Origin of the sequence: Pseudomonas guariconensis (assembly GCF_900102675.1) — a bacterium.
GTDB lineage: Bacteria > Pseudomonadota > Gammaproteobacteria > Pseudomonadales > Pseudomonadaceae > Aquipseudomonas > Aquipseudomonas guariconensis.
The window spans coordinates 416,865-440,009 of record NZ_FMYX01000003.1; the positions used below are offsets into that span (position 1 = coordinate 416,865).

At 62.0% G+C, this 23,145-nt stretch carries 17 protein-coding genes; 12 read left to right on the forward strand and 5 right to left on the reverse strand.

Features of this window, described 5'->3' with window-relative positions:
• Positions 1-347: 347 nt before the first annotated feature.
• The 6 genes from fadB (at position 348) to BLS27_RS07310 (ending at position 7,669) form a co-directional block, all read left to right on the forward strand.
• The gene (gene fadB / locus BLS27_RS07285) at positions 348-2,495 is read left to right on the forward strand and encodes a fatty acid oxidation complex subunit alpha FadB (protein ID WP_043206693.1); all 2,148 of its coding nucleotides are present in this window, start codon (positions 348-350) and stop codon (positions 2,493-2,495) included.
• Positions 2,496-2,526: 31 nt separating this feature from the next.
• Entirely contained in the window at positions 2,527-3,702 is a 1,176-nt protein-coding gene (gene fadA / locus BLS27_RS07290; RefSeq protein ID WP_043206692.1) for an acetyl-CoA C-acyltransferase FadA, read from the forward strand.
• Between the two features lie 77 nt (positions 3,703-3,779).
• Positions 3,780-4,031, forward strand: a complete 252-nt coding sequence (locus BLS27_RS07295; RefSeq protein ID WP_043206690.1) for a DUF1653 domain-containing protein — start codon at positions 3,780-3,782, stop codon at positions 4,029-4,031.
• Between the two features lie 100 nt (positions 4,032-4,131).
• Positions 4,132-6,741, forward strand: a complete 2,610-nt coding sequence (topA, locus tag BLS27_RS07300) for a type I DNA topoisomerase (protein WP_070571021.1) — start codon at positions 4,132-4,134, stop codon at positions 6,739-6,741.
• A 121-nt stretch (positions 6,742-6,862) separates the two neighbouring features.
• Positions 6,863-7,384, forward strand: coding sequence for a DUF6586 family protein (locus BLS27_RS07305; protein WP_090343873.1), 522 nt, complete (start codon positions 6,863-6,865; stop codon positions 7,382-7,384).
• A gap of 51 nt (positions 7,385-7,435) precedes the next feature.
• Positions 7,436-7,669 carry a hypothetical protein gene (locus BLS27_RS07310; RefSeq protein WP_043215749.1) on the forward strand — a complete coding sequence of 78 codons (234 nt, stop codon included), beginning with the start codon at positions 7,436-7,438 and terminating at the stop codon, positions 7,667-7,669.
• A gap of 50 nt (positions 7,670-7,719) precedes the next feature.
• Here BLS27_RS07310 and sulA read toward each other — a convergent pair whose 3' ends face one another.
• Both sulA and lexA read right to left on the reverse strand, forming a co-directional pair.
• On the reverse strand, positions 7,720-8,208 hold the full coding sequence (gene sulA / locus BLS27_RS07315; protein ID WP_043215751.1) for an SOS-induced cell division inhibitor SulA: 489 nt from the start codon (positions 8,206-8,208) through the stop codon (positions 7,720-7,722).
• A gap of 13 nt (positions 8,209-8,221) precedes the next feature.
• On the reverse strand, positions 8,222-8,830 hold the full coding sequence (gene lexA, locus BLS27_RS07320) for a transcriptional repressor LexA (RefSeq protein ID WP_043215752.1): 609 nt from the start codon (positions 8,828-8,830) through the stop codon (positions 8,222-8,224).
• A 242-nt stretch (positions 8,831-9,072) separates the two neighbouring features.
• On the opposite strand from lexA, the gene BLS27_RS07325 reads away from it, so the two are divergent.
• Genes BLS27_RS07325 through nagZ form a run of 3 tightly spaced genes read left to right on the forward strand, consistent with a single transcriptional unit; the run spans position 9,073 to position 11,372 of the window.
• Positions 9,073-9,786: a TetR/AcrR family transcriptional regulator gene (locus BLS27_RS07325; RefSeq protein WP_090343875.1), complete on the forward strand. Its 714-nt coding sequence runs from the start codon at positions 9,073-9,075 to the stop codon at positions 9,784-9,786.
• A gap of 39 nt (positions 9,787-9,825) precedes the next feature.
• Positions 9,826-10,350 (forward strand): L,D-transpeptidase, encoded by a 525-nt coding sequence (locus BLS27_RS07330; protein ID WP_090343877.1) that lies wholly within the window; start codon positions 9,826-9,828, stop codon positions 10,348-10,350.
• A gap of 23 nt (positions 10,351-10,373) precedes the next feature.
• Positions 10,374-11,372: a beta-N-acetylhexosaminidase gene (nagZ, locus tag BLS27_RS07335; protein ID WP_182943292.1), complete on the forward strand. Its 999-nt coding sequence runs from the start codon at positions 10,374-10,376 to the stop codon at positions 11,370-11,372.
• A 57-nt stretch (positions 11,373-11,429) separates the two neighbouring features.
• Here the strand turns inward: nagZ and BLS27_RS07340 are convergent, their stop codons facing one another.
• Genes BLS27_RS07340 through mfd form a run of 3 tightly spaced genes read right to left on the reverse strand, consistent with a single transcriptional unit; the run spans position 11,430 to position 18,777 of the window.
• Positions 11,430-14,744 carry a DEAD/DEAH box helicase gene (locus BLS27_RS07340; RefSeq protein ID WP_080642168.1) on the reverse strand — a complete coding sequence of 1,105 codons (3,315 nt, stop codon included), beginning with the start codon at positions 14,742-14,744 and terminating at the stop codon, positions 11,430-11,432.
• Between the two features lies 1 nt (position 14,745).
• On the reverse strand, positions 14,746-15,318 hold the full coding sequence (locus BLS27_RS07345) for a peptidoglycan binding protein CsiV (RefSeq protein ID WP_090343881.1): 573 nt from the start codon (positions 15,316-15,318) through the stop codon (positions 14,746-14,748).
• 9 nt (positions 15,319-15,327) lie between these two features.
• On the reverse strand, positions 15,328-18,777 hold the full coding sequence (mfd, locus tag BLS27_RS07350; protein WP_090343882.1) for a transcription-repair coupling factor: 3,450 nt from the start codon (positions 18,775-18,777) through the stop codon (positions 15,328-15,330).
• Positions 18,778-18,944: 167 nt separating this feature from the next.
• On the opposite strand from mfd, the gene BLS27_RS07355 reads away from it, so the two are divergent.
• The 3 genes from BLS27_RS07355 (at position 18,945) to sthA (ending at position 23,124) form a co-directional block, all read left to right on the forward strand.
• The gene (locus BLS27_RS07355; RefSeq protein ID WP_043212865.1) at positions 18,945-20,408 is read left to right on the forward strand and encodes a glyceraldehyde-3-phosphate dehydrogenase; all 1,464 of its coding nucleotides are present in this window, start codon (positions 18,945-18,947) and stop codon (positions 20,406-20,408) included.
• Between the two features lie 120 nt (positions 20,409-20,528).
• Positions 20,529-21,527, forward strand: coding sequence for an FAD:protein FMN transferase (locus BLS27_RS07360; protein WP_090344041.1), 999 nt, complete (start codon positions 20,529-20,531; stop codon positions 21,525-21,527).
• A 202-nt stretch (positions 21,528-21,729) separates the two neighbouring features.
• Positions 21,730-23,124, forward strand: a complete 1,395-nt coding sequence (gene sthA / locus BLS27_RS07365; protein ID WP_043212867.1) for a Si-specific NAD(P)(+) transhydrogenase — start codon at positions 21,730-21,732, stop codon at positions 23,122-23,124.
• The last annotated feature ends 21 nt before the right edge of the window (positions 23,125-23,145 follow it).

Here is a 23,145-nt window from a genome sequence, read left to right on the forward strand (position 1 = left end):
TGCCCCATTTTCCTCATTTACCAGTGCATTTCTGGGTGTATGGGGTGTCTATGTTCCCGATGAATGTGCCGCAATCACCGTCATCATGTTTGGTACCTGTGCGGTGCAAAATGACCGGAAAGTCGCGTTTTAAGGGTGCTTTCGAGCATTTGACAACGCCGATCTTTTCGGTGAATGTGTGCATACCCAAATCAAACGGGCGTATGAATTGAGCGTTTGTATGTCAGATCGCTCTTACAGAATCCCGACTATCGCGCTGACGGGTGTGCCTGGAAAGAAGGCTTGATCGGCCTTCGCACCAGCGATCGGCGTGTACAGTTCAGCTTCCATATCGTGGAGATCAGTTGATGATTTACGAAGGTAAAGCCATCACGGTTAAGGCTCTTGAAAGCGGCATCGTCGAACTGAAGTTCGACCTCAAGGGTGAGTCCGTCAACAAGTTCAACCGCCTGACCCTGGAAGAGCTACGCCAGGCCGTGGACGCCATCAAGGCCGACGCCGCCATCAAGGGCGTGATCGTCAGCAGCGGCAAGGACGTGTTCATCGTCGGCGCCGACATCACCGAGTTCGTCGACAACTTCAAGCTGCCCGAGGCCGAGCTGGTCGCCGGCAACCTGGAAGCCAATCGCATCTTCAACGACTTTGAAGACCTCGCCGTGCCGACCGTCGCTGCCATCAACGGCATCGCCTTGGGTGGCGGCCTGGAAATGTGCCTGGCGGCCGATTACCGCGTCATGTCCTCGAGCGCGAAGATCGGTCTGCCCGAAGTCAAGCTGGGCATCTACCCAGGCTTCGGTGGCACCGTGCGCCTGCCGCGCCTGATCGGTTCGGACAACGCGATCGAGTGGATCGCCTCCGGCAAGGAAAACCGTGCCGAGGACGCGCTCAAGGTCGGCGCCGTCGACGCCGTGGTTGCCCCTGAACTGCTGCAGTCCGCTGCTCTGGACCTGATCAAGCGTGCCATCAGCGGTGAGCTGGATTACAAGGCCAAGCGCCAGCCAAAGCTTGAAAAGCTCAAGCTCAATGCCATCGAACAGATGATGGCCTTCGAGACCGCCAAGGGCTTCGTCGCAGGTCAAGCCGGCCCGAACTACCCTGCACCGGTCGAAGCCATCAAGACTATTCAGAAAGCCGCCAATTTCGGTCGTGACAAAGCGTTGGAGGTCGAGGCCGCAGGTTTCGCCAAGCTGGCCCGCACTTCGGTCGCCGAAAGCCTGATCGGCCTGTTCCTGAACGATCAGGAGCTCAAACGCAAGGCCAAGGCCCATGACGAGATCGCCCGTGACGTGAAGCAGGCTGCCGTGCTCGGCGCCGGCATCATGGGTGGCGGCATCGCCTACCAGTCCGCCGTCAAGGGCACGCCGATCCTGATGAAGGACATCCGTGAGGAGGCCATCCAGCTGGGCCTGAACGAGGCCTCCAAGCTGCTCGGCAAGCGTGTCGAGAAGGGGCGCTTGACCCCGGCGAAGATGGCTGAGGCGCTCAATGCCATTCGTCCGACCCTGTCTTACGGTGATTTCGGCAACGTCGATATCGTCGTCGAAGCGGTGGTAGAGAACCCGAAAGTCAAGCAAGCGGTGTTGGCGGAAGTGGAAGGGCAGGTCAAGGAGGACGCGATTCTCGCCTCCAACACCTCGACCATCTCCATCAACCTGTTGGCCAAAGCCCTCAAGCGTCCCGAGAACTTCGTGGGCATGCACTTCTTCAACCCGGTGCACATGATGCCGCTGGTGGAAGTCATCCGTGGCGAGAAGTCCAGTGAAGTCGCGGTCGCTACCACCGTCGCCTACGCCAAGAAGATGGGCAAGAACCCGATCGTGGTCAATGACTGCCCGGGCTTCTTGGTCAACCGTGTGCTGTTCCCGTATTTCGGCGGTTTCGCCAAGCTGGTCAGCGCCGGTGTCGACTTCGTGCGCATCGACAAGGTGATGGAAAAGTTCGGCTGGCCGATGGGCCCGGCCTACCTGATGGACGTCGTCGGTATCGACACCGGCCACCATGGTCGCGACGTCATGGCCGAAGGCTTCCCGGACCGCATGAAAGACGATCGCCGCTCCGCCGTCGATGCCCTGTACGAGGCCAATCGCCTGGGCCAGAAGAACGGCAAGGGCTTCTACGCCTACGAAACCGACAAGCGCGGCAAACCGAAGAAAGTCGCCGATGCCTCGGTGCTGGATGTGCTCAAGCCGATCGTCTTCGAGCAGCGTGAAGTGACCGACGAGGACATCATCAACTGGATGATGATCCCTCTGTGCCTGGAAACCGTCCGCTGCCTGGAAGATGGCATCGTCGAGACCGCCGCCGAAGCCGACATGGGCCTGGTGTACGGCATTGGCTTCCCTCCCTTCCGTGGTGGTGCGCTGCGCTACATCGATTCGATCGGGGTCGCTGAGTTCGTCGCCCTGGCCGACCAATATGCCGATCTGGGGCCGCTGTACCACCCGACCGCGAAGCTGCGCGAAATGGCCAAGAACGGTCAGCGCTTCTTCAACTGAGCGCCCAACGAGTTAGAGCGAGAGTATTGATATGAGCCTGAATCCAAGAGACGTGGTGATTGTCGACTTCGGTCGCACGCCGATGGGTCGTTCCAAAGGTGGCATGCACCGTAACACCCGTGCCGAGGATATGTCCGCGCACCTGATCAGCAAGCTGCTGGAGCGCAATGACAAGGTCGATCCGAAAGAAGTCGAGGACGTGATCTGGGGCTGCGTCAACCAGACCCTGGAGCAGGGCTGGAACATCGCCCGCATGGCGTCGCTGATGACCCAGATCCCGCACACTTCTGCGGCCCAGACCGTGAGCCGCCTGTGCGGCTCGTCGATGAGCGCGCTGCACACCGCCGCCCAGGCGATCATGACTGGCAACGGTGATGTGTTTGTCGTCGGTGGTGTCGAGCACATGGGTCACGTCAGCATGATGCATGGCGTGGATCCCAACCCGCACCTGTCCCTGCATGCCGCCAAGGCGTCGGGCATGATGGGCCTGACGGCGGAGATGCTCGGCAAGATGCATGGCATCACCCGCGAGCAGCAGGACCTGTTCGGCCTGCGTTCGCACCAGCTGGCCCACCAGGCGACGGTCGAAGGCAACTTCAAGGACGAGATCATCCCGATGCAGGGCTATGACGAGAACGGTTTCCTGAAGGTCTTCGACTACGACGAGACCATTCGCCCGGAAACCACCCTTGAAGGCCTGGCGTCGCTCAAGCCGGCGTTCAACCCGAAAGGGGGTACCGTCACCGCTGGTACTTCGTCGCAAATCACTGACGGCGCTTCGTGCATGATCGTCATGTCCGGCCAGCGTGCCATGGACCTGGGGATCCAGCCTCTGGCGGTCATTCGCGCCATGGCGGTGGCCGGCGTCGACCCGGCAATCATGGGCTACGGTCCGGTGCCGTCGACCCAGAAAGCCCTCAAGCGTGCCGGCCTGACCATGGCCGACATCGACTTCATCGAGCTCAACGAAGCGTTCGCCGCGCAGGCCCTGCCGGTACTCAAGGACCTGAAAGTGCTCGACAAGATGGATGAGAAGGTTAACCTGCACGGCGGCGCGATTGCGTTGGGTCACCCGTTCGGTTGCTCGGGAGCGCGGATTTCCGGCACCCTGCTCAACGTCATGAAGCAAAAAGGCGGTACCCTCGGCGTCGCCACCATGTGTGTCGGCCTGGGTCAAGGCATCACCACTGTCTTCGAACGCGTCTGATCGCGTCGATGACAGCAACCGGGGCCTTGTGCCCCGGTTTTTGTTTTTTACAGGATTTGTTTCAAGAGGTGGGTGACATGCAGATACAACCCGGTGTGTACCGGCATTACAAAGGGCCTGAGTACCGTGTGTTCGGCGTTGCGCGGCACTCCGAGACCGAAGAATGGGTCGTGTTCTACCAGGCGTTGTATGGCGAATTCGGGCTTTGGGTAAGGCCGTTGTCGATGTTCCTGGAGTCTGTCGAGGTTGACGGCGAGCAGGTGCCACGCTTTGCTTTGGTCAAGGCCGAAGAGGGACGGTTCGAGCAGCCTGGTGTAGCGCAAGGCTGAACCTGAGCGCTTGACCTCACCCTGTTGCCACTATATATAGCGGTGCCGCGTCTGGCACCTGACGCGTTTTTCATCTTCAGATTCAGGAATACTCCGATCCATGGGCAAATCGCTGGTCATTGTGGAATCCCCGGCCAAGGCCAAGACCATCAACAAGTACCTGGGCAGCCAGTACGTGGTGAAGTCGAGTATCGGCCATATCCGAGACCTCCCCACCAGCGGTTCGGCCAGCGCCACCAAGGAGCCGGCGGCCAAGCGCGGTAAAACCGCGTCCGAGGCCCCCGCGCTGTCGCCGAAGGAGAAGGCGCGCCGCCAGCTGGTCGCCCGCATGGGGGTCGACCCGGAAGCCGGCTGGAAAGCCAAGTACGAAATCTTGCCCGGCAAGGAAAAGGTCATCGACGAACTGCGTCGCCTGGCCAAGGATGCCGACACCATTTATCTCGCAACCGACTTGGACCGCGAAGGGGAAGCCATCGCCTGGCACCTGCGCGAGGCTATCGGTGGTGATGACAGCCGCTACAAGCGCGTGGTGTTCAACGAGATCACCAAGAAGGCCATTCAGGAAGCCTTCTCCCAGCCAGGCGAGCTGGACATCGATCGGGTCAACGCCCAGCAGGCCCGGCGCTTCCTCGATCGCGTGGTCGGTTACATGGTCTCGCCGTTGCTGTGGGCCAAGATCGCCCGTGGCTTGTCCGCCGGTCGGGTGCAGTCGGTGGCCGTGAAGCTGGTAGTGGAACGTGAGCGGGAAATTCGGGCCTTCAATCCTGAAGAATACTGGGAAGTGCATGCTGACCTGGGGACCGCCAAGAACGCCAAGGTGCGCTTCGAAGTGGCACGTGAGAAGGGCGAAGCCTTCAAGCCGTTGAACGAAGCCCAGGCCATGGCGGCGCTTGAGAAACTCAAGGCTTCCAGCTACAGCGTTGCCAAACGCGAAGACCGCCCGACTAGCAGCAAGCCGTCGGCGCCGTTCATTACCTCGACGCTGCAACAGGCCGCGAGCAACCGCCTGGGCTTTGGTGTGAAGAAAACCATGATGATGGCCCAGCGTCTCTACGAGGCGGGCTACATCACCTACATGCGTACCGACTCGACCAACCTGTCGGTCGATGCGCTGGATATGGCGCGCAGCTACATTGAGCGCGAGTTCGGCAAGCAGTACCTGCCGGAAAAGCCAGTGGTGTATGGCAGCAAGGAGGGTGCCCAGGAAGCGCACGAAGCGATTCGCCCTTCTGATGTCAACACTCATCCGACCAAGCTCAGTGGCATGGAGCGTGACGCCGAGCGCCTGTACGAATTGATCTGGCGCCAGTTCCTGGCGTGCCAGATGCCTCCTGCGCAATACCTGTCCACCAGCGTCACGGTCAATGCCGGTGACTTTGAATTGCGTGCCAAGGGCCGCATCCTCAAGTTCGACGGTTATACCCGTGTACTGCCTCAGCAGAGCAAGCCGGGCGAAGATGACGTGTTGCCGGAAATGGCCCAGGGCGAGTCGCTCAAGCTCATCCAGCTCGACCCGAGCCAGCACTTCACCAAGCCGCCGGCGCGCTACACCGAAGCCAGCCTGGTCAAGGAAATGGAAAAGCGTGGGATCGGTCGACCATCGACTTACGCGGCGATCATTTCTACCATCCAGGACCGCGGCTATGTGACTTTGCACAATCGCCGCTTCTACTCCGAGAAGATGGGCGACATCGTCACTGAGCGTCTGTCGGAAAGCTTCTCCAATCTCATGGACTACGGTTTCACCGCCGGCATGGAAGAGAACCTCGATGACGTCGCCCAGGGCGAACGCGACTGGAAGAACGTTCTGGACGAGTTCTATGGCGATTTCAGCAAGAAGCTGCTGGCTGCCGAATCCGCCGAGAACGGTATGCGTGCCAACCAGCCGACCCTGACCAACATTCCCTGCAAGGAATGTGGTCGACCCATGATGATCCGTACCGCCTCCACTGGCGTGTTCCTGGGATGCTCGGGTTACAGTCTGCCACCCAAGGAGCGCTGCAAGGCCACCGTGAACCTCGTACCGGGCGATGAAATCGCTGCCGACGATGAGGGTGAGTCCGAGTCCTTGGTCCTGCGTGGCAAGCACCGTTGCCCGATCTGTTCCACGGCGATGGATGCCTACCTGCTGGATGAAAAGCACAAGCTGCACATCTGTGGCAACAACCCGGACTGTGCCGGTTACGAGATCGAGCAGGGCAGCTATCGCATCAAAGGCTATGAAGGGCCTAGCCTGGAATGTGACAAGTGCGGTAGCGAGATGCAGCTCAAGACTGGCCGTTTCGGCAAGTTCTTCGGTTGCACCAATCCTGCGTGCAAGAACACCCGCAAGCTGCTCAAGAGCGGTGAGGCAGCGCCACCGAAGATGGACAAGGTGGACATGCCCGAGCTCAAGTGCGAGAAGGTCGATGACACTTATGTGCTGCGCGACGGCGCCTCGGGGCTGTTCCTGGCTGCCAGCCAGTTCCCGAAGAACCGCGAAACACGCGCGCCACTGGTGCTGGAGATCATCCCGCACAAGCACGAGATCGATCCGAAGTATCACTTCTTGTGCGATGCCCCGCAGAAAGATCCCGACGGGCGTCCGGCGGTGATTCGCTATAGCCGCAAGACCAAAGAGCAGTACGTGCAGTCCGAGGTCGACGGAAAGCCGACCGGCTGGAAGGCATTCTTTGACGGCAACAGCTGGAAAATCGAAGACAAGCGCTGATCCAAAGTGCTGAAAGGGGGCCGCGAATCGGCCCCTTTCTTTTTGACATTGAGCTTGCGGCGGGGCAGGGCAATCCCTGACACTGGGATATCGCCTTGCAGCCTCAGGGAGGCCACTGAAGATGGCCCAGGAACTCTACACCCGCACCAATCAGAAACTCTTCTTCGCCGGGCTTGCCCTGGAGTCCATGGCCAAGGCTGAAGGTAGCCAGGCGATGAATGCCCAAGGCCTGATACAGGCCGAGCGCGAGTCCGCGCTGTTCCACTTGTATGGCGCTTTACTAGGGCTGTGCCATGAAATTGCAGGTTTCTACCGCTTGCCTCAGGCTGGGGCGTCGCGGGTCGAGCTATTGCTCAACGACGAGGCGCTGAACAGCATCGCCATTCCTGAGGTGGCCGAGTTGCTTGAACTGGTGCGTCAGCCAGAAACCTGGCTTGCCCAGATGCTGAGTGCTTATGCCGATTTGTTCCGACCGCCGGTCGCCAAAAAAGCCCCTAAATTCAATGTCACCCAGCCGCTGATCCAGGCCGTCAATTTGGACGAGCCCGAGCAACCAGCGCTTTCCCGGCAAGAGCTGGAAAGTTGGCGGGCCAACCTCAAGGACGTGGTTCGGCGCTTTCGTGACGCGTTGAGTGAGTGCTGATAGCGCTGGCGGCTGGTACAATAATCGCCTTTCGTGAAAAGCAGGCCCTATATGTCAACGTCCTTTCTAGAAATTGTCGAGTTGCCTGATGGCCGGATCGAACTGCGCCGCGCCGAGGACGAGGGTTCCCTGGTGACCCTGGATTTCTCCGAGGACGCCAAGGCCTTCCTGCAGGGCCAGCATGTTGAAGTGGCCAAGGCCATGTTGAGCGTGGGTGTGCAGATGGCAGGTCGCCTGGTAGAGGGCGATTTCGAGCGTGACGAAGGACCGCGCGTTTTGCACTGAGCACCGCGCTCCGATTCAGGGATTGGATTGAGACAGGCAAAGCCTGAACATCAGCCGAGGCGGATGTTCAGGCTTTGTGCGTTTCCGGTGTTGGCGGCGCGGATCAATTGCTGGCGTGCATTGGCATTGACGTTGCCAAGCCAACTGACGACGGTGTGACTGTGGCCCAGGCGTAGCGCTTCACATGCCAGTTGCAAGGCGCTCTGGTTTGCGCCTGGTTGCAACAGCAGAATACGTTCGCGGTTCAGGCCGGCATCACGCAACCAGGCCTGGGTCAGGCTGGCAGGGGGCGCGATGAGCGTCAGCCAACGGGTTTCGTCCTCTTCGCTCAGCTCGCGCAGGATCGGGGCCAGCAGGCCCTGGCAATGACCTGGAGCGCCGCGCAAAGACAGTTCGCTGAACAACTCCGGCTGGGTGCCCTTGCGCGGCTGCTCACCGGCAGAGTCTCTAGGCTTGAGACCTGGCAGCGCCGGCTGGGCCAGGAAGGCTTCGAACAGCGGCAACTGGGCTTGCTGGGGTGTTTGGATGAACTGCTGCATGACGCCTCCTGGATCAGCGGCGAATGACGCCGACACTCAAGCCCTCGATCACCAGCTCCTGTTCTTTCAGGTCGACTTCGATGGGGGCGAATTCGGGATTCTCGGCGATCAACCAGACCTTGCTGCCTTCGCGCTTGAAACGCTTGACGGTCACTTCGTCACCGATGCGGGCGACCACGACCTGGCCGTTGCGGGCCTCCCGGCAGGTGTGGACCGCCAACAGATCGCCGTCGAAGATGCCGATGTCCTTCATGCTCATGCCGTGGACACGCAGCAGATAGTCGGCGCGAGGATGGAAGAAGGCTGGGTTGATGTTGCAGGATTCTTCGATGTGTTGCTCGGCGAGGATCGGTGCGCCGGCAGCGACCCGGCCGATGATAGGCAGGCTGTTCTCTTCTGCCTTGGTCTCAAGCCCTGGAATGCGAATGCCGCGGGAGGCGCCCGGGGTCATTTCGATCGCTCCTTTGCGAGCGAGCGCCTTGAGATGCTCTTCGGCGGCATTGGGCGATTTGAACCCAAGCTCCTGAGCGATTTCCGCGCGGGTCGGCGGAAAGCCGTTGTCTTCCAGGCAGCGTTTGATGAAGGCCAGGATTTCAGCTTGGCGTGGCGTCAGTTTAAGCATGGCAAGCGCTCTGTCTTTTTATACAGTGACTGGGATTATATACAGTGGCTGGCCAGCTGCAAGCACTGTGGGCCGGGAAAACACGTCACTGTGTCGTGCATATAGGGCGAAGCCTGCGCCAACCGTGGCTTGCAGCGAATGTTTCAATGCTGTGGTTAAATGGCGACTGGCGGGTCACGTGTCTTGACAGATGAAAGCTTGAAACGTATGTTTCAAACAACTGTTTGTCAGGCGGAGTAGTCATGGCCCAATCGGAAACCGTTGAACGCATTCTCGATGCTGCAGAGCAGCTGTTTGCGGAGAGGGGGTTCGCGGAAACCTCGTTGCGGCTGATCACCAGCAAGGCCGGGGTCAACCTGGCGGCGGTCAACTACCATTTCGGCTCCAAGAAAGCCCTGATCCAGGCGGTATTCTCGCGTTTTCTCGGCCCGTTCTGCTCCAGTCTCGAACGTGAGCTGGATCGTCGTCAGGCGCGCCCCGAGCCCAAACCGAGCCTGGAGGAGTTGCTCGAGATGCTGGTCGAGCAAGCGCTGGCCGTGCAGCCTCGCAGCAACAACGATCTGTCGATCTTCATGCGCCTGCTTGGCCTTGCCTTCAGCCAGAGCCAAGGTCACCTACGTCGATACCTCGAAGACATGTACGGCAAGGTGTTCCGCCGCTACATGCTGCTGGTCAACGAAGCCGCGCCACGTATCCCGCCGCTGGAGCTGTTCTGGCGCGTGCACTTCATGCTTGGGGCTGCCGCTTTCAGCATGTCGGGCATCAAGGCGCTGCGTGCCATCGCCGAAACCGACTTCGGCATCAATACCTCGATCGAGCAAGTGATGCGCCTGATGGTGCCGTTTCTCGCCGCTGGCATGCGTGCCGACAGTGGGGTCACCGATCCGGCCATGGCCACCGCACAATTGCGTCCACGCAGCAAAACCAGCGTCGCGCCAGCGCCTGTCAAGGCCTGACACTGTGCGCTAAGAGGCGCTTGGGCTAAGCTAGCGCCCATGCCTGACCTCGACTACCTACATATCTCTCTTGCCGACCAGCGCCTCTACGGATTCACCCGTGGGGCGCTGCGTGTGCGCCTGGAGGTATCCACGGCGCGAAACGGTGCCGGGGAGCTCAATGGCTCCGGCTGTACGCCGCGAGGCCTTCACCAGGTCCGCGCCAAGATCGGTGCCGGCCTGCCGCAGGGCGCTGTACTGCGCAGCCGGCGCTGGACGGGCGAGGTCTGGTCCCTGAAGCTGCATGAGCAGTTTCCCGGGCGCGACTGGATCCTGAGCCGCATTCTCTGGCTCAGTGGTTGTGAACCTGGGGTCAATCGGCTTGGCAAGGTCGACACCTTTCGCCGCTACATCTACCTGCACGGTACGCCGGACACTGAACCTATGGGCATCCCGTTGTCCCATGGTTGCATACGTCTCAGGAACAGCGACTTGATCGCGTTGTTCGATCGGGTACCGGACCACTGCGCGGTGCGGATCGATGAGTCTGCCTGCCCGCACTGGGGCGTGCTGCCCCTCCCATGAAGGAATCCAATATGACTGCCCGCCTGCAAGGCTCCCTGATGGTGGATATCGCCGGTAAATGGCTGACCGCCGAAGACCGTCATCTCCTGCGCCAGCCCGAAGTGGCCGGCCTGATCATTTTTGCCCGCAACATCGATAGCCCTCGCCAGGTGCGTGAGCTGTGCGCCTCCATCCGCGCTGTGCGCCCCGACCTCATCCTGGCTGTCGACCAGGAGGGTGGGCGGGTCCAACGCCTACGCCAGGGGTTCGTACGTCTGCCGGCCATGCGTGCGATCGCCGACAATGCCAACGCCGAATACCTGGCCGAGCAGTGTGGTTGGCTGATGGCGACCGAAGTGCAGGCTGTAGGCCTTGACCTGAGCTTCGCCCCGGTGCTTGACCTGGATCATCAGCGCAGCGCTGTAGTCGGCAGCCGTGCCTTCGAGGGCGACCCGGCGCGCGCCACCCAACTGGCGGGGGCGTTCATCCGCGGTATGAATGCCGCTGGCATGGCTGCTTGTGGCAAGCACTTCCCGGGGCATGGCTGGGCGGAAGCCGACTCTCACGTGGCCATACCTACGGATGAGCGCAGCCTTGAGCAGTTACGCCAGGCGGACCTGCTGCCTTTCATTCAGCTAAGAGGCCAATTGGCGGCTGTGATGCCTGCGCATGTGATCTACCCGCAAATCGATAACCAGCCGGCCGGGTTCTCGCGTCGCTGGCTGCAGGACATCCTGCGCGGTGAGATGGGGTTCGAGGGGGTGATTTTCAGTGACGACTTGTCCATGGCCGGTGCCCATGTGGTGGGTGATGCTGCCAGCCGGATCGAGGCGGCCCTGAGTGCTGGTTGCGACATGGGGTTGGTGTGCAATGACCGGGCAGCGGCGGAGCTGGCATTGAGCGCGGCCCAGCGGCTGAAGGTCGAGCCATCGCCGCGGATCGCGAGGATGCGCGGACGTGGCTTCGCCCGCACCGATTGCCGCCAGCAGCCGCGTTGGCTGGAGGCGCTGGGTGCTTTGAAGGAAGCGCAGTTGGTCGATTGATTTGGGGTGCCTTGATTCGGCGCGATCTGGTGGAGCGACGAAAGCGTCCTCCACAGATCAGCGACTGCGCTTGCCAGGCAGTGGCGCAAACAGTGCCTCGATCTCCTCATCGCCCAAGCGCCATTGGCCAGCCGATCCGCCATCGAGCAGGCCGGCTGCCAGGGCTGCCTTCTCCTGTTGAAGCTGCTGGATCTTTTCTTCTACCGTGCCTCGGGTTATCAGCTTGAACACAAACACCGGCTTGTCCTGGCCTATGCGATAGGCGCGGTCGGTGGCCTGGCTCTCGCTGGCTGGATTCCACCACGGGTCGTAGTGGATCACCGTGTCGGCAGCCGTCAGGTTCAGGCCCGTGCCGCCGGCCTTGAGGCTGATCAGGAATACCTCGCTTTCGCCGGTCTGAAACTGCTGCACAGGGGTGCGTCGGTCACGGGTGTCACCGGTCAGTAGGCTATAGCGGACATTGCGCTTGGCAAGTTCGGTCTCGATCAACGCCAGCATCGAGGTGAATTGCGAAAACAGCAGCACCCGGCGCCCCTCGCTGAGCAACTCCTCGAGCATGTCCATCAAACTGCCGAGCTTGCCCTTGTCGGCCTGGTTGCCCTTGGCCTCCACGCCCTTGACCAGGCGAAGGTCACAGCACACCTGGCGCAGCTTGAGCAAGGCATCGAGGATGACGATCTGACTGCGCGCCGCCCCATTGCGGGCTATCTCGTCACGGACTTTCTTGTCCATGGCCACGCGCACGGCTTCGTAGGTGTCGCGCTGGGCATCGCTGAGCTCGACCCAGTGGATCATCTCGGTTTTGGCCGGCAGCTCGGTGGCCACCTGTTCCTTGGTCCGGCGCAGCAGGAATGGTCGGATGCGACTGGCCAGATGCGCCATGCGTTCGGTATCGCCGTGGCGTTCGATCGGTGTGCGGTAGTCCTGGTTGAAGCGCTTCAGATCGCCCAGCCAGCCAGGCATCAGGAAGTGGAACAGCGACCATAGCTCGCCCAGGTTGTTCTCCATCGGGGTGCCGGTCAGGCACAGGCGCTGGCCTGCCTTCAGATCGCAGACCGCTTGGGCTGCCTTGCTGGTACTGCTCTTGATGTTCTGCGCCTCGTCGAGAATCAGCAGGCTCCAGTGCACTGAACGCAGGTGCTCCAGATCCCGCGGGAGCAGGGCGTAGGTGGTCAGGATCACATCGTAGTCGTGCAGCGCGGTGAAGTGCTTGCTGCGGCCCGGGCCATGCAGTGCCAGGACGCGAAGTGCGGGAGCGAAGCGTTGGGCTTCATCGAGCCAGTTGGGCACAAGGCTCGTGGGCATCACCACCAGGGCCGGTTGCTCCAGGCGTGCGCTTTGTTTCTCAAGCAGCAGGTGGGCAAGGGTCTGCAGGGTCTTGCCCAGGCCCATGTCATCGCCCAGGATGCCGCCGGTGCCCATTTCGCGCAGGGCCTGCAGCCAGTTCAGGCCTTGCTGCTGGTAGGGGCGCAGCTCGGCCTTGAGCTCCTTGGGCGGCTCGATCTGCAAATCACGCGCATCGCGCAGTCGTCGGCCCAGCTCACGCACATGCTCGCCGCCTTCCCAGTGCAGGGGCAGGTGCTCGATATCGTTCAGTCGCGCCGCATCGGCACGCTCCAGGCGCAGGGATGGGCCGACAGCATCTTCATGCAGGTAGAGCTCGCCGAGGGTGCCCATCACCGCTTTGATCCGGCCATAGGGCAGGGCGACACGCAGGGCAGGGCTGTCCTGGCGGCCGCGGTTGAGGTCGATGAGCAGGTGTTCATCGTCGCTACGTCGGGCCAGTTCGCCGGCGCGCAGCAGTTCAGGACTGCTGCGCAACAGCTGCAGCACGATCGGCAGCAGGCTGTGGCGTTGCCCATCGACCACGATACCCAGCTCGAGATCGAACCATTCATGGCCCGGCGCTTCTTGGACGGTGGCGTACCAGTCGTCCACCTCCTGTAGATCGAAGGCGAAATCCCGAGGAATGTCGATCTCCCAGCCGGCCTGACGCAGTTTGGGCAGCCCTTCGCGGGCAAAGCGCAGCCAAGCCTCATCGTCGGGTAGCTGGAGCATCTCGCCTGCGCTGTCCGGCAGAGCTTTGCTCTGTCGGGTGGCAGGCTTGAAGCCCAGTTCGCGCAGGGTTTGGCGAAAGGCTTGCTCGGTCTTGGGCTGGCGACGGATGCGCTGGCTGGTTTCGCCTACCAGGCGGCTCAGGGGCTTTTCATCGGTGCCGCTGGCAAGCAGGCCGTCATAACTGAACGCCAGCGCAGCGCGATGCTGCATCTGACGCTGCATACGCCCGGTCTTGGGCATGTAGGCACTGAATTCCAGGCTGCCCAAGGTCAGGTGCGGACGTGGCTGGATGTCATCGTGCTCTTCGCTACGCACGGCGGTAGGGGTGGGGACTTGGCGGTTCAAGGCATTCAGGCGGTGACTCAAAGGGACAACCAGGTGTTCGGGTACGATGGGCGCGCGCGCCAGCTGGCTGGCGATGAATGGGTCCAGGTTATGTTGCAGCCTGCCGGTTTGGCGGGTCTGCGGATTGACGTAATACAGCGGGTCGAGCGGCAGGACCTGCAGCGGTGTGTCGCTGTCGTGATGCCAGACGCCCCGGTACGCGCCGTCCTCCAGTCGGACCCAGCGAAACTCGGCGGCCTGGTCCGGGCCAGGAGTCAGCGGCTCCTGCTGCTGGTCGAACAGCAGGTGACCGCTTGCCAATGCGTACTCGAGGAGTTCGGAACCCTTTTTCCCCTCCAGGCGGGTTACCGGCGAGACGACGTTGCTGTTCTGGGCGCTGATCAGGCGCAGCAGCCGCGCATCGGCTTCGGTTACATAGCGTGGCGTGTAGTAGATCATTTCCGGCAGCGAGGTGATCCTGCTCAGCTTCAGTGTGCCGTCGTTCTGGCGTGTGCCTTTCACCGCCTCCAGCCGACATTGCGCCTGGTTCAGGCTGATCTGGTAGTAGATGGCTGGCCCTTTGCGTGAAGGGCTTGGATTGGCCGGCGCAGACTCGGGCGTTTCCAGTGCCTTGACCCACTGGCTCAGCTCCGGGGGAAGGGACAGCCCGTCGCTGGCGTCATGGTCATCGAGGGACGCGTGCAAATGGAAAAGTGTCGCAGCGCAATGTTTGCAGTTGACGCCCACAGGACAGCTGCAGCGGCCCAGTACCCGCAGCCTGCCAGCGTTCGGCTCGAGAAGGATCTTCTGAGTGTAGCGCTGGCCTGCCGAGCCCAGGCAGGCAGCCTCTATCGTTCTGTCATGGATCGAAAGCGTTTTTGTTCGGCCCTGCGCCGCGTAGTTCTGTCCACGGGCGAGCGCTCCGTCGTCGAAGTCCGCCTTCCAGCTTTCATCGCGCTGAAGCAGGCGCCGCACATCGCTCTCGCTCACCTCACTGCTCCATCATCTCCGGATCCATCACCGGCATCTTGCGCATGCCAGCGGGTGTCACCTTCAGCAGTACGGCAAGGTGCCCGCCGTCGAGGAAGGTCAGCTGGTTGCCTTTCATGTTGCTGTTGCTCTGCTTGAACTGCTCGCTGCGCACCACGGCACCATTGCCATCGAGCTGGTTCACCCAGAAGTTGGCCTGCACGGCGATGAAGCGGCCATCGGCGATGCTCAGGTTGCCCTCGATGGGGAAATGGCCGAACTGCTCCTGGCCTGCACTCAGGGCGATACGGCTCGGTTCGCTGCCCACTTCCTGCTGCCAGGCCTTGTGCATCAGCACGGTGTAGTCGGCGGTGGCTTGCAAGCGGGTGACTTCGTCCTCCAGCGCCAGTGGGCGCTCGGCGCCCTTGTCCAGGCGGGGGGCGCCGGCGCTCCAATCTTCGGGGGCGAACGGGCTGGTTACCGCAGGTACGGCGTTCTGCCGCACCAGGATCATTTCCACCTGATAAAGGCCTTCGGCGAAGGCGGCCGGCGCGAACAGCGTCAGCATCAAGGTCAGGCAACGAATGGCACGCATGGATCTTCCTTAGGCAGGCTGTGGGGTCAGGCGCTCGAACAGCGCCTCCAGGGTGTTGAAACGTTCATCGGGGCGCTCCATCGGCACGAGGAAGCGGAACTGCGTGGCGCCCTCGAATTTGTAGCGCTTGGGCTGGCCCTGGATCAGCTTGATCAGGGTCAGCGGGTCGACCGGGGTTTCGGCCTCGAACTCGAGCTTGCCGCCATTGGGGCCGGCATCGACTTTCTTGATGCCGAGTTTTTCCGCCTGCAGCTTGAGCAGGGTCAGGCGCATCAGGTTCTTGGTCGGTTCAGGCAGCAGGCCGAAGCGGTCGATCATTTCCACTTGTAGGTCCTTGAGGCCCTCTTCGTCGGCGGCCGAGGCGATGCGTTTGTAGAGAATCAGACGGGCATGCACGTCCGGCAGATAGTCCTCGGGAATCAGCGCCGGTAGACGCAGGTTGATCTCCGGGCCGCCACCAAGCGGTTGCTCGAGGTTCGGCTGGGTGCCCTTGCGGATGGCCTTGACGGCGCGCTCGAGCATTTCCATGTAGAGGGTGAAGCCCACGGCCTGAATCTGCCCGCTCTGGCCTTCGCCGAGCAGCTCGCCGGCACCGCGAATCTCCAGGTCGTTGGTGGCCAGCACGAAACCTGCACCCAGGTCCTGGGTGTTGGCGATGGCCTCGAGGCGTTTTTCGGCATCGGCGCTGATCTGCTGGCGCGGCGGCGTCAGCAGGTAGGCGTAGGCCTGGTGGTGGCTGCGTCCGACCCGGCCGCGCAACTGGTGTAGCTGGGCCAGACCGAACTTGTCTGCGCGTTCGATGACGATGGTGTTGGCGCTCGGCACGTCGATACCCGTCTCGATGATGGTCGAGGCAACCAGCACGTTGAAGCGCTTGTGATAGAAGTCGCTCATCACCTGCTCGAGTTCGCGCTCGCGCATCTGGCCGTGGCCGATGCCGATACGTGCCTCGGGTACCAGTTCGGCCAGCTCGGCGGCGCATTTTTCGATGCTCTTGACGTCGTTGTGCAGGTAGTACACCTGGCCGCCACGCAGCAATTCACGCAGCAGCGCCTCTTTGACCGTGCTCTTGTTCTGCTCCATGACGAAGGTGCGCACCGACAGGCGTCGCGCCGGCGGGGTGGCGATGATCGAGAGGTCCCGCATGCCCGACACGGCCATGTTGAGGGTGCGTGGAATAGGCGTGGCGGTCAGGGTAAGGATGTCCACCTCGCTGCGCAGGGCCTTGAGCTGTTCCTTCTGACGCACACCGAAACGATGCTCCTCATCGATGATCACCAGGCCTAGGTCCTTGAAGCGCACGTCGTCCTGCAGCAGCTTGTGGGTGCCGATGAGGATGTCGATCTTGCCTTCGGCCAGCTCTGCGGCGGCGGCGCTGACTTCCTTGGCCGACTTGAAGCGGCTCATCACCTCGACGGTCACCGGCCAGTCGGCGAAACGGTCGCGGAAACTGTTGTAGTGCTGCTGGGCGAGCAGAGTGGTAGGCACCAGTACTGCCACCTGGCGGCCACTGTGCACGGCAATGAACGCTGCGCGCATGGCCACTTCGGTCTTGCCGAAGCCGACGTCGCCGCACACCAGGCGGTCCATCGGCTTGCCGGCGAGCATGTCGGCGCGCACTGCCTCGATGGCCGATTGCTGGTCCGGGGTTTCCTCGAACGGGAAGCCGGCACTGAAGGTGGCGTAGTCTGCGGCCGGATCGGCGAATGCATGCCCCTTGCGGGCGGCGCGCCGGGCATAGATGTCGAGCAGTTCGGCCGCCACGTCACGGACTTGCTCGGCGGCTTTGCGCTTGGCCTTTTGCCAGGCTTCGGAGCCAAGGCGGTGCAGTGGGGCCAGGGCATCGTCGCTGCCGGTGTAGCGGGCGATCAGGTGCAGGTTGGCCACCGGTACGTAGAGCTTGGCGCCCTCTGCATATTCCAAGGTCAGGAACTCGGCGGCCTGGCCTTCGATTTCCAGGGTGGCCAGGCCCAGGTAACGTCCCACGCCGTGGTCGATATGCACCACGGGTGCACCTTCGCGCAGTTCGGTGAGGTTCTTGATGACGGCATCGTTGGCCGCCTCACCACGTTTTTCGCGACGCCGGCGCTGCATCACGCGCTGGCCGAACAATGGGCTCTCGGCGATCAGGGCCAGGCCTGGGTCATCCAGCAGCAGGCCGTCGTCGAGCGGGGCGATGGTGATGGCCAGGCGGTCCTTGCCGGTGACGAAGTCGGCCCAGCCTTCGACGGTTTGAGGGCGCAGCTTCAAGCGCTCGAGCAGTTCCAGCAGCACTTCGCGGCGGCCGGCCGATTCGGCGGTGAACAGCACGCGTCCGGGGAACTGCTCGAGGAAATTCGACAGCTCCGCCAGTGGCTGGTTGGCCTTGGCTTCGATCGCCAGATTCGGCAAGGCTCGCGCCGGGAACCGTAGGCGACCCGCGCCGGTTTCGATCTCGTCGCTGCTGACCACGACCCGGGGCCACTGCTTGAGCTGGGCGAAGCAGTCCTCGACCGGCAGGAACAGCTCGGCCGGTGGCAGCAGGGGGCGGGACAGGTCGCCGCGGCGCTCTTCGTAGCGTCCGCGCACATCGTTCCAGAAATGCTCGGCTGCCTGTTCGACACCCGGCAGGGAGAACACCTGGGTGTCGGTCGGCAAGTAGTCGAAGAGGGTCGAGGTTTCTTCGAAGAACAGCGGCAGGTAGTACTCGATACCGGCGGGAATGATGCCGCTGGTCAAGTCCTGGAAAATCGCGCTGCGCCGGAAATCCACGTCGAAACGCTCACGAAAGCGCGCCTTGAAGCGGGTGACCTCGTCCTTCTGCATCGGGAACTCGCGGGCCGGCAGCAGGCGGACCGAGTCGACCTTGTCGATCGAGCGCTGGGTCTCGGGATCGAAGGTGCGCAGGGTCTCGATCTCATCGTCGAACAGGTCGATCCGGTAGGGCAGCTTGCTGCCCATGGGGAACAGGTCGATCAGGGCGCCGCGCACGGCGAACTCGCCATGCTCGTAGACCGTGTCGACGCAGCGGTAGCCGCTGGCTTCCAGGCGCGTGCGCATTTGTTCGACGTCGATCGTCTGGCCCACATCCAGCACCAGGCTGCTGCCCAGCAGGAAGCGGGTCGGGGCCAGGCGGTGCAGGGCGGTGGTGATCGGCACCACGAGGATGCCGTGATCGAGCTCAGGCAGCCGATAGAGACTGGCGATGCGCTGGGAAATGATGTCCTGGTGGGGCGAGAACAGGTCGTAGGGCAGGGTTTCCCAATCGGGGAACGGCAGCACCGGCAGGTCGGGCGCGAAGAAGCGCAGCTCCTGTTCCAGGCGGTCGGCAGCCTGGCTGTCGGCGGTCAACAGCAGGGTGAAGCGACCGGCGCTGCTGGCGGCTTCGGCGATGGCCAGGCTCAGGGCGGCCCCGGGCAGGTTTCCCCAGGTTTGTTTGCCGGCCGTGGCCGATAATTGCGGTAGGCGCAGAACTGACACGGGAGATTGGACTCCAAGCGTTGCGGCAAAGAGGACAATTGTACCGGTGCTGGTGCGCGCTGTCAGGCTCGGAAGGGCTTGGCGACGGGCACGAGCGGCGGCGACAGGCGCTCATTGCCCGATACGTCGAGGGGCGTCATAATGTAGCCCCTTTTTTCTCCCCCTACATGTGGAAGGTTCCCGTGACTCAGAAGCCCGACCAGTGTCTTGGTGAGTGGATCGATCGTGAAGCCCTGGCTGAAGCGATGATCCCGCTTATCGGTCAGCTCTACCGCAACAATAACGTGGTGAGCTCGATCTATGGCCGCAGCCTGATCAATCGTTCGGTTATCTCGATCCTCAAAGCCCACCGCTTTGCCCGTCACCGTCAGACCGACGAAACCGAGCTGTCCGTCCACGAGACATTCCCCCTGCTCAAGGCCATGAGCGAGCTGAAACTGGGCGCCGCTTCGGTCGACCTGGGCAAGCTGGCAAACAAGTTCAAGCTCGAAGGCAACGGCCGCAGCGTCGAGCAGTTCGTGCGTGAAGAACTGGCCGATGTCGTCGGTCAGCAGAACCTGTCCGCCCGCAAGGGCACCGACGTCGTCCTGTACGGCTTCGGTCGCATCGGCCGCCTGCTGGCGCGTATCCTGATCGAGAAGACCGGTGGCGGCGACGGCCTGCGCCTGCGTGCAATCGTCGTGCGCAAGGGCGCCGAGAACGACCTGACCAAGCGTGCCAGCCTGCTGCGCCGCGACTCGGTACATGGTCCGTTCGACGGCACCATCGTCATCGACGAAGAGCACAACACCATCACCGCCAACGGCAACCTGATCCAGGTGATCTACTCCAACGATCCGGCCTCGATCGACTACACCCAATACGGCATCGACAACGCCCTGCTGGTGGACAACACCGGTAAATGGCGTGACGCCGAAGGCCTGGGTCAGCATCTCAAGTGCCCTGGCATCAATCGCGTGATCCTCACCGCTCCGGGCAAAGGCGCGCTGAAGAACATCGTTCACGGCATCAACCATGGCGATATCAGCGCCGATGACAAGATCATCTCCGCTGCGTCCTGCACCACCAACGCCATCGTGCCGGTGCTCAAGGCCGTCAATGACCAGTACGGCATCATCAACGGCCACGTCGAAACCGTTCACTCGTTCACCAACGACCAGAACCTGATCGACAACTTCCACAAGGGTAGCCGCCGCGGCCGCGCCGCACCGTTGAACATGGTCATCACCGAGACCGGCGCAGCCACCGCTGCAGCCAAGGCACTGCCTGTGCTCAAGGGCAAGCTGACCGGCAACGCCATTCGCGTGCCGACGCCGAACGTCTCGATGGCCATCCTCAATCTGAACCTGGAAAAGGCCACCAACCGCGACGAGATCAACGAGTACCTGCGCCAGACCGCCATGCACTCGGAACTGCACAAGCAGATCGATTACGTCAGCTCCCAGGAAGTGGTCTCCACCGACTTCGTGGGCTCGCGCCACGCCGGTGTGGTCGACGCCGAAGCGACCATCTGCAACGACAACCGCGTTGTCCTGTACGTCTGGTACGACAACGAGTTCGGTTATAGCTGCCAGGTGGTGCGTGTGATGGAAGAGATGGCTGGTGTGAACCCGCCAGCGTTTCCACGCTGATCCGCTTGTAATGCGTTGAAGAAACGGGAACCTTCGGGTTCCCGTTTTTTTTATGCCGTGTGCGGGCATTCATGGGTAAGCCTGCGAAGAGGTCAGTACGGCCAGTCGAGAAACTTGAAATTGCGTAAAGGTCTTCTGCTCACCCTGATGTTCCTGGTTGGCTGCGACCAGGCTCCGAGCCTGGAGCGCTTTGGCGGCCCGACCATGGGCAGCAGCTACAGCATCCAGTATGTCCGCGAGCCGGGTGGACCATCGCGCCTCGAGGTGCAGGAGGCAGTGGAAGCCATCCTGCGTGATGTCGACGAGCACTATTCAACCTACCGTGGCGATTCTGCGGTCAGCCGCTTCAACCAGTTGCAGGCAGGCCAATGCCAAGCGCTGGGAAAGGACATGCTGGCGTTGGTCGGGTTTGGTCAGCAGTTGGCCGAACAAAGCCAGGGCGCTTTCGACCTGACCGTCGAGCCATTGCTCGATCTCTGGGGCTTCGGCCCTCAGGCGCGCCAAGAGCAGGTGCCTGACCCGTTGCAGTTGGCCCAGGCCCGTCAGCGCGTCGGCTATCACCACTTGCGCATCGATGGCGACATCCTGTGCAAGGACGCTGCAGTGGAACTGGATTTCAACAGTATCGCCGCAGGCCACGCCGTGGACCTGATCGCCGAGCGCCTAGGGGCGATGGGCGTCGCAAGCTTTCTTGTCGAAGCCACGGGCGAACTCAAGGCTGTGGGTCGCAAGCCCGATGGCGGTCCGTGGCGGGTGGCTCTGGAACTGCCGCGCGAAGACCGTCAGGTCGCGCGCCAAGTCATCGCCGTGGATGGTCTGGCTGTATCGACCTCGGGTGACTATCGGCACTATTTCAAGGACAATGGCCGGCGCTATTCGCACACCTTCGATGCCCGCTTGGGGCGTCCGGTCGAACATGACCTGGCTGCTGTCACCGTGCTCGATGCCTCGGCGCTCCAAGCCGATGGCTACTCGACCTTGTTGTTGATCCTGGGGCCGGAACAAGGCTGGGACTTCGCTGTCGCCCATGGTATTGCCGCGGTGCTGGTGACCCGGGCCGAGGGTGGCTTCGTCTCTCGTGTTACGCCTGCGTTCGAGCGGGCACTGAAAGGCGAGTGAAAGCGCAAACACGGATGATCGTCGCCAGGGAATCGGTGAATGACATGTAGTGCAGGCAAAATTGGCCTACGACGCGACCAAGGGTTAATGTGCGCGGCGTTCACGCTTGATTAGACTGCACCCGAATTTTCTCATGGCGCCCCGGCGACATGATCGTGCCCCGCGGCCATCCGGTCGGCGGGCCAGTTCTGAAGGAGTACGCATGGCTGTCTATAACTACGACGTAGTGGTGCTGGGTTCCGGCCCGGCCGGAGAAGGTGCGGCAATGAATGCCGCCAAAGCAGGACGCAAGGTGGCCATGGTCGACAGCCGTCGCCAGGTCGGCGGCAACTGCACTCACTTGGGCACCATCCCGTCCAAGGCCCTGCGTCACTCGGTGCGCCAGATCATGCAGTTCAACACCAACCCGATGTTCCGCGCCATCGGTGAGCCGCGCTGGTTCTCCTTCCCCGATGTGCTCAAGAGCGCCGAGAAGGTGATCTCCAAGCAAGTGGCCTCGCGCACCGGCTACTACGCGCGCAACCGCGTCGACGTGTTCGTCGGCACCGGCAGCTTCGCCGATGAGCAGACCGTCGAAGTGGTGTGCTCCAACGGTGTGGTCGAGAAACTGGTCGCCAAGCACATCATCATCGCCACCGGCTCGCGTCCGTACCGTCCGGCCGATATCGACTTCCACCACCCGCGCGTCTACGACAGCGACACCATCCTCAGCCTGAGCCATACCCCGCGCAAGCTGATCGTCTATGGCGCTGGCGTGATCGGTTGTGAATACGCCTCCATTTTCAGTGGCCTGGGCGTGCTGGTCGAGCTGGTGGATAACCGCGGCCAACTGCTGAGCTTCCTGGATTCGGAAATCTCCCAGGCGCTGAGCTACCACTTCAGCAACAACAACATCACTGTACGCCACAACGAGGAGTACGAGCGGGTCGAAGGCTTGGACAACGGTGTGATCCTGCACTTGAAGTCGGGCAAGAAGATCAAGGCCGATGCCTTGCTGTGGTGCAACGGCCGTACCGGCAACACTGACAAGCTGGGCCTGGAGAACATCGGAATCAAGGTCAACAGCCGCGGCCAGATCGAGGTCGACGAGGCCTACCGTACCAGCGTGCCGAACGTCTATGGCGCCGGTGACGTGATCGGCTGGCCGAGCCTGGCCAGCGCTGCCCACGACCAGGGGCGTTCCGCCGCTGGCAGCATCGTCGACAATGGCAGCTGGCGTTTCGTCGATGACGTGCCGACCGGCATCTACACCATTCCGGAGATCAGCTCGATCGGCAAGAACGAGCAGGAGCTGACGCAGGCCAAGGTGCCGTATGAAGTGGGTAAGGCCTTCTTCAAGAGCATGGCCCGTGCCCAGATCGCCGGTGAGCCTCAGGGCATGCTGAAGATCCTGTTCCACCGCGAGACCTTGGAAATCCTGGGTGTACACTGCTTCGGCTACCAGGCCTCGGAGATCGTCCACATCGGCCAGGCGATCATGAACCAGCCCGGTGAGCAGAACAATCTGAAGTACTTCGTCAACACCACCTTCAACTACCCGACCATGGCCGAAGCCTATCGGGTAGCGGCCTACGACGGCCTGAACCGGCTTTTTTGAGCGGCTCCGGCCGGTGGCCTG

Bases quoted from the DNA above. Each gene is read 5' to 3' on its own strand.
- BLS27_RS07310 (WP_043215749.1), top strand. From the start codon at position 7,436: ATGTCAACGTCCTTTCTAGAAATTGTCGAGTTGCCTGATGGCCGGATC.
- BLS27_RS07305 (WP_090343873.1), top strand. From the start codon at position 6,863: ATGGCCCAGGAACTCTACACCCGCACCAATCAGAAACTCTTCTTCGCC.
- BLS27_RS07355 (WP_043212865.1), top strand. From the start codon at position 18,945: ATGTGGAAGGTTCCCGTGACTCAGAAGCCCGACCAGTGTCTTGGTGAG.
- sthA (WP_043212867.1), top strand. From the start codon at position 21,730: ATGGCTGTCTATAACTACGACGTAGTGGTGCTGGGTTCCGGCCCGGCC.
- BLS27_RS07325 (WP_090343875.1), top strand. From the start codon at position 9,073: ATGGCCCAATCGGAAACCGTTGAACGCATTCTCGATGCTGCAGAGCAG.
- BLS27_RS07330 (WP_090343877.1), top strand. From the start codon at position 9,826: ATGCCTGACCTCGACTACCTACATATCTCTCTTGCCGACCAGCGCCTC.
- topA (WP_070571021.1), top strand. From the start codon at position 4,132: ATGGGCAAATCGCTGGTCATTGTGGAATCCCCGGCCAAGGCCAAGACC.
- lexA (WP_043215752.1), bottom strand. From the start codon at position 8,830: ATGCTTAAACTGACGCCACGCCAAGCTGAAATCCTGGCCTTCATCAAA.
- fadB (WP_043206693.1), top strand. From the start codon at position 348: ATGATTTACGAAGGTAAAGCCATCACGGTTAAGGCTCTTGAAAGCGGC.
- fadA (WP_043206692.1), top strand. From the start codon at position 2,527: ATGAGCCTGAATCCAAGAGACGTGGTGATTGTCGACTTCGGTCGCACG.
- sulA (WP_043215751.1), bottom strand. From the start codon at position 8,208: ATGCAGCAGTTCATCCAAACACCCCAGCAAGCCCAGTTGCCGCTGTTC.
- BLS27_RS07295 (WP_043206690.1), top strand. From the start codon at position 3,780: ATGCAGATACAACCCGGTGTGTACCGGCATTACAAAGGGCCTGAGTAC.
- BLS27_RS07345 (WP_090343881.1), bottom strand. From the start codon at position 15,318: ATGCGTGCCATTCGTTGCCTGACCTTGATGCTGACGCTGTTCGCGCCG.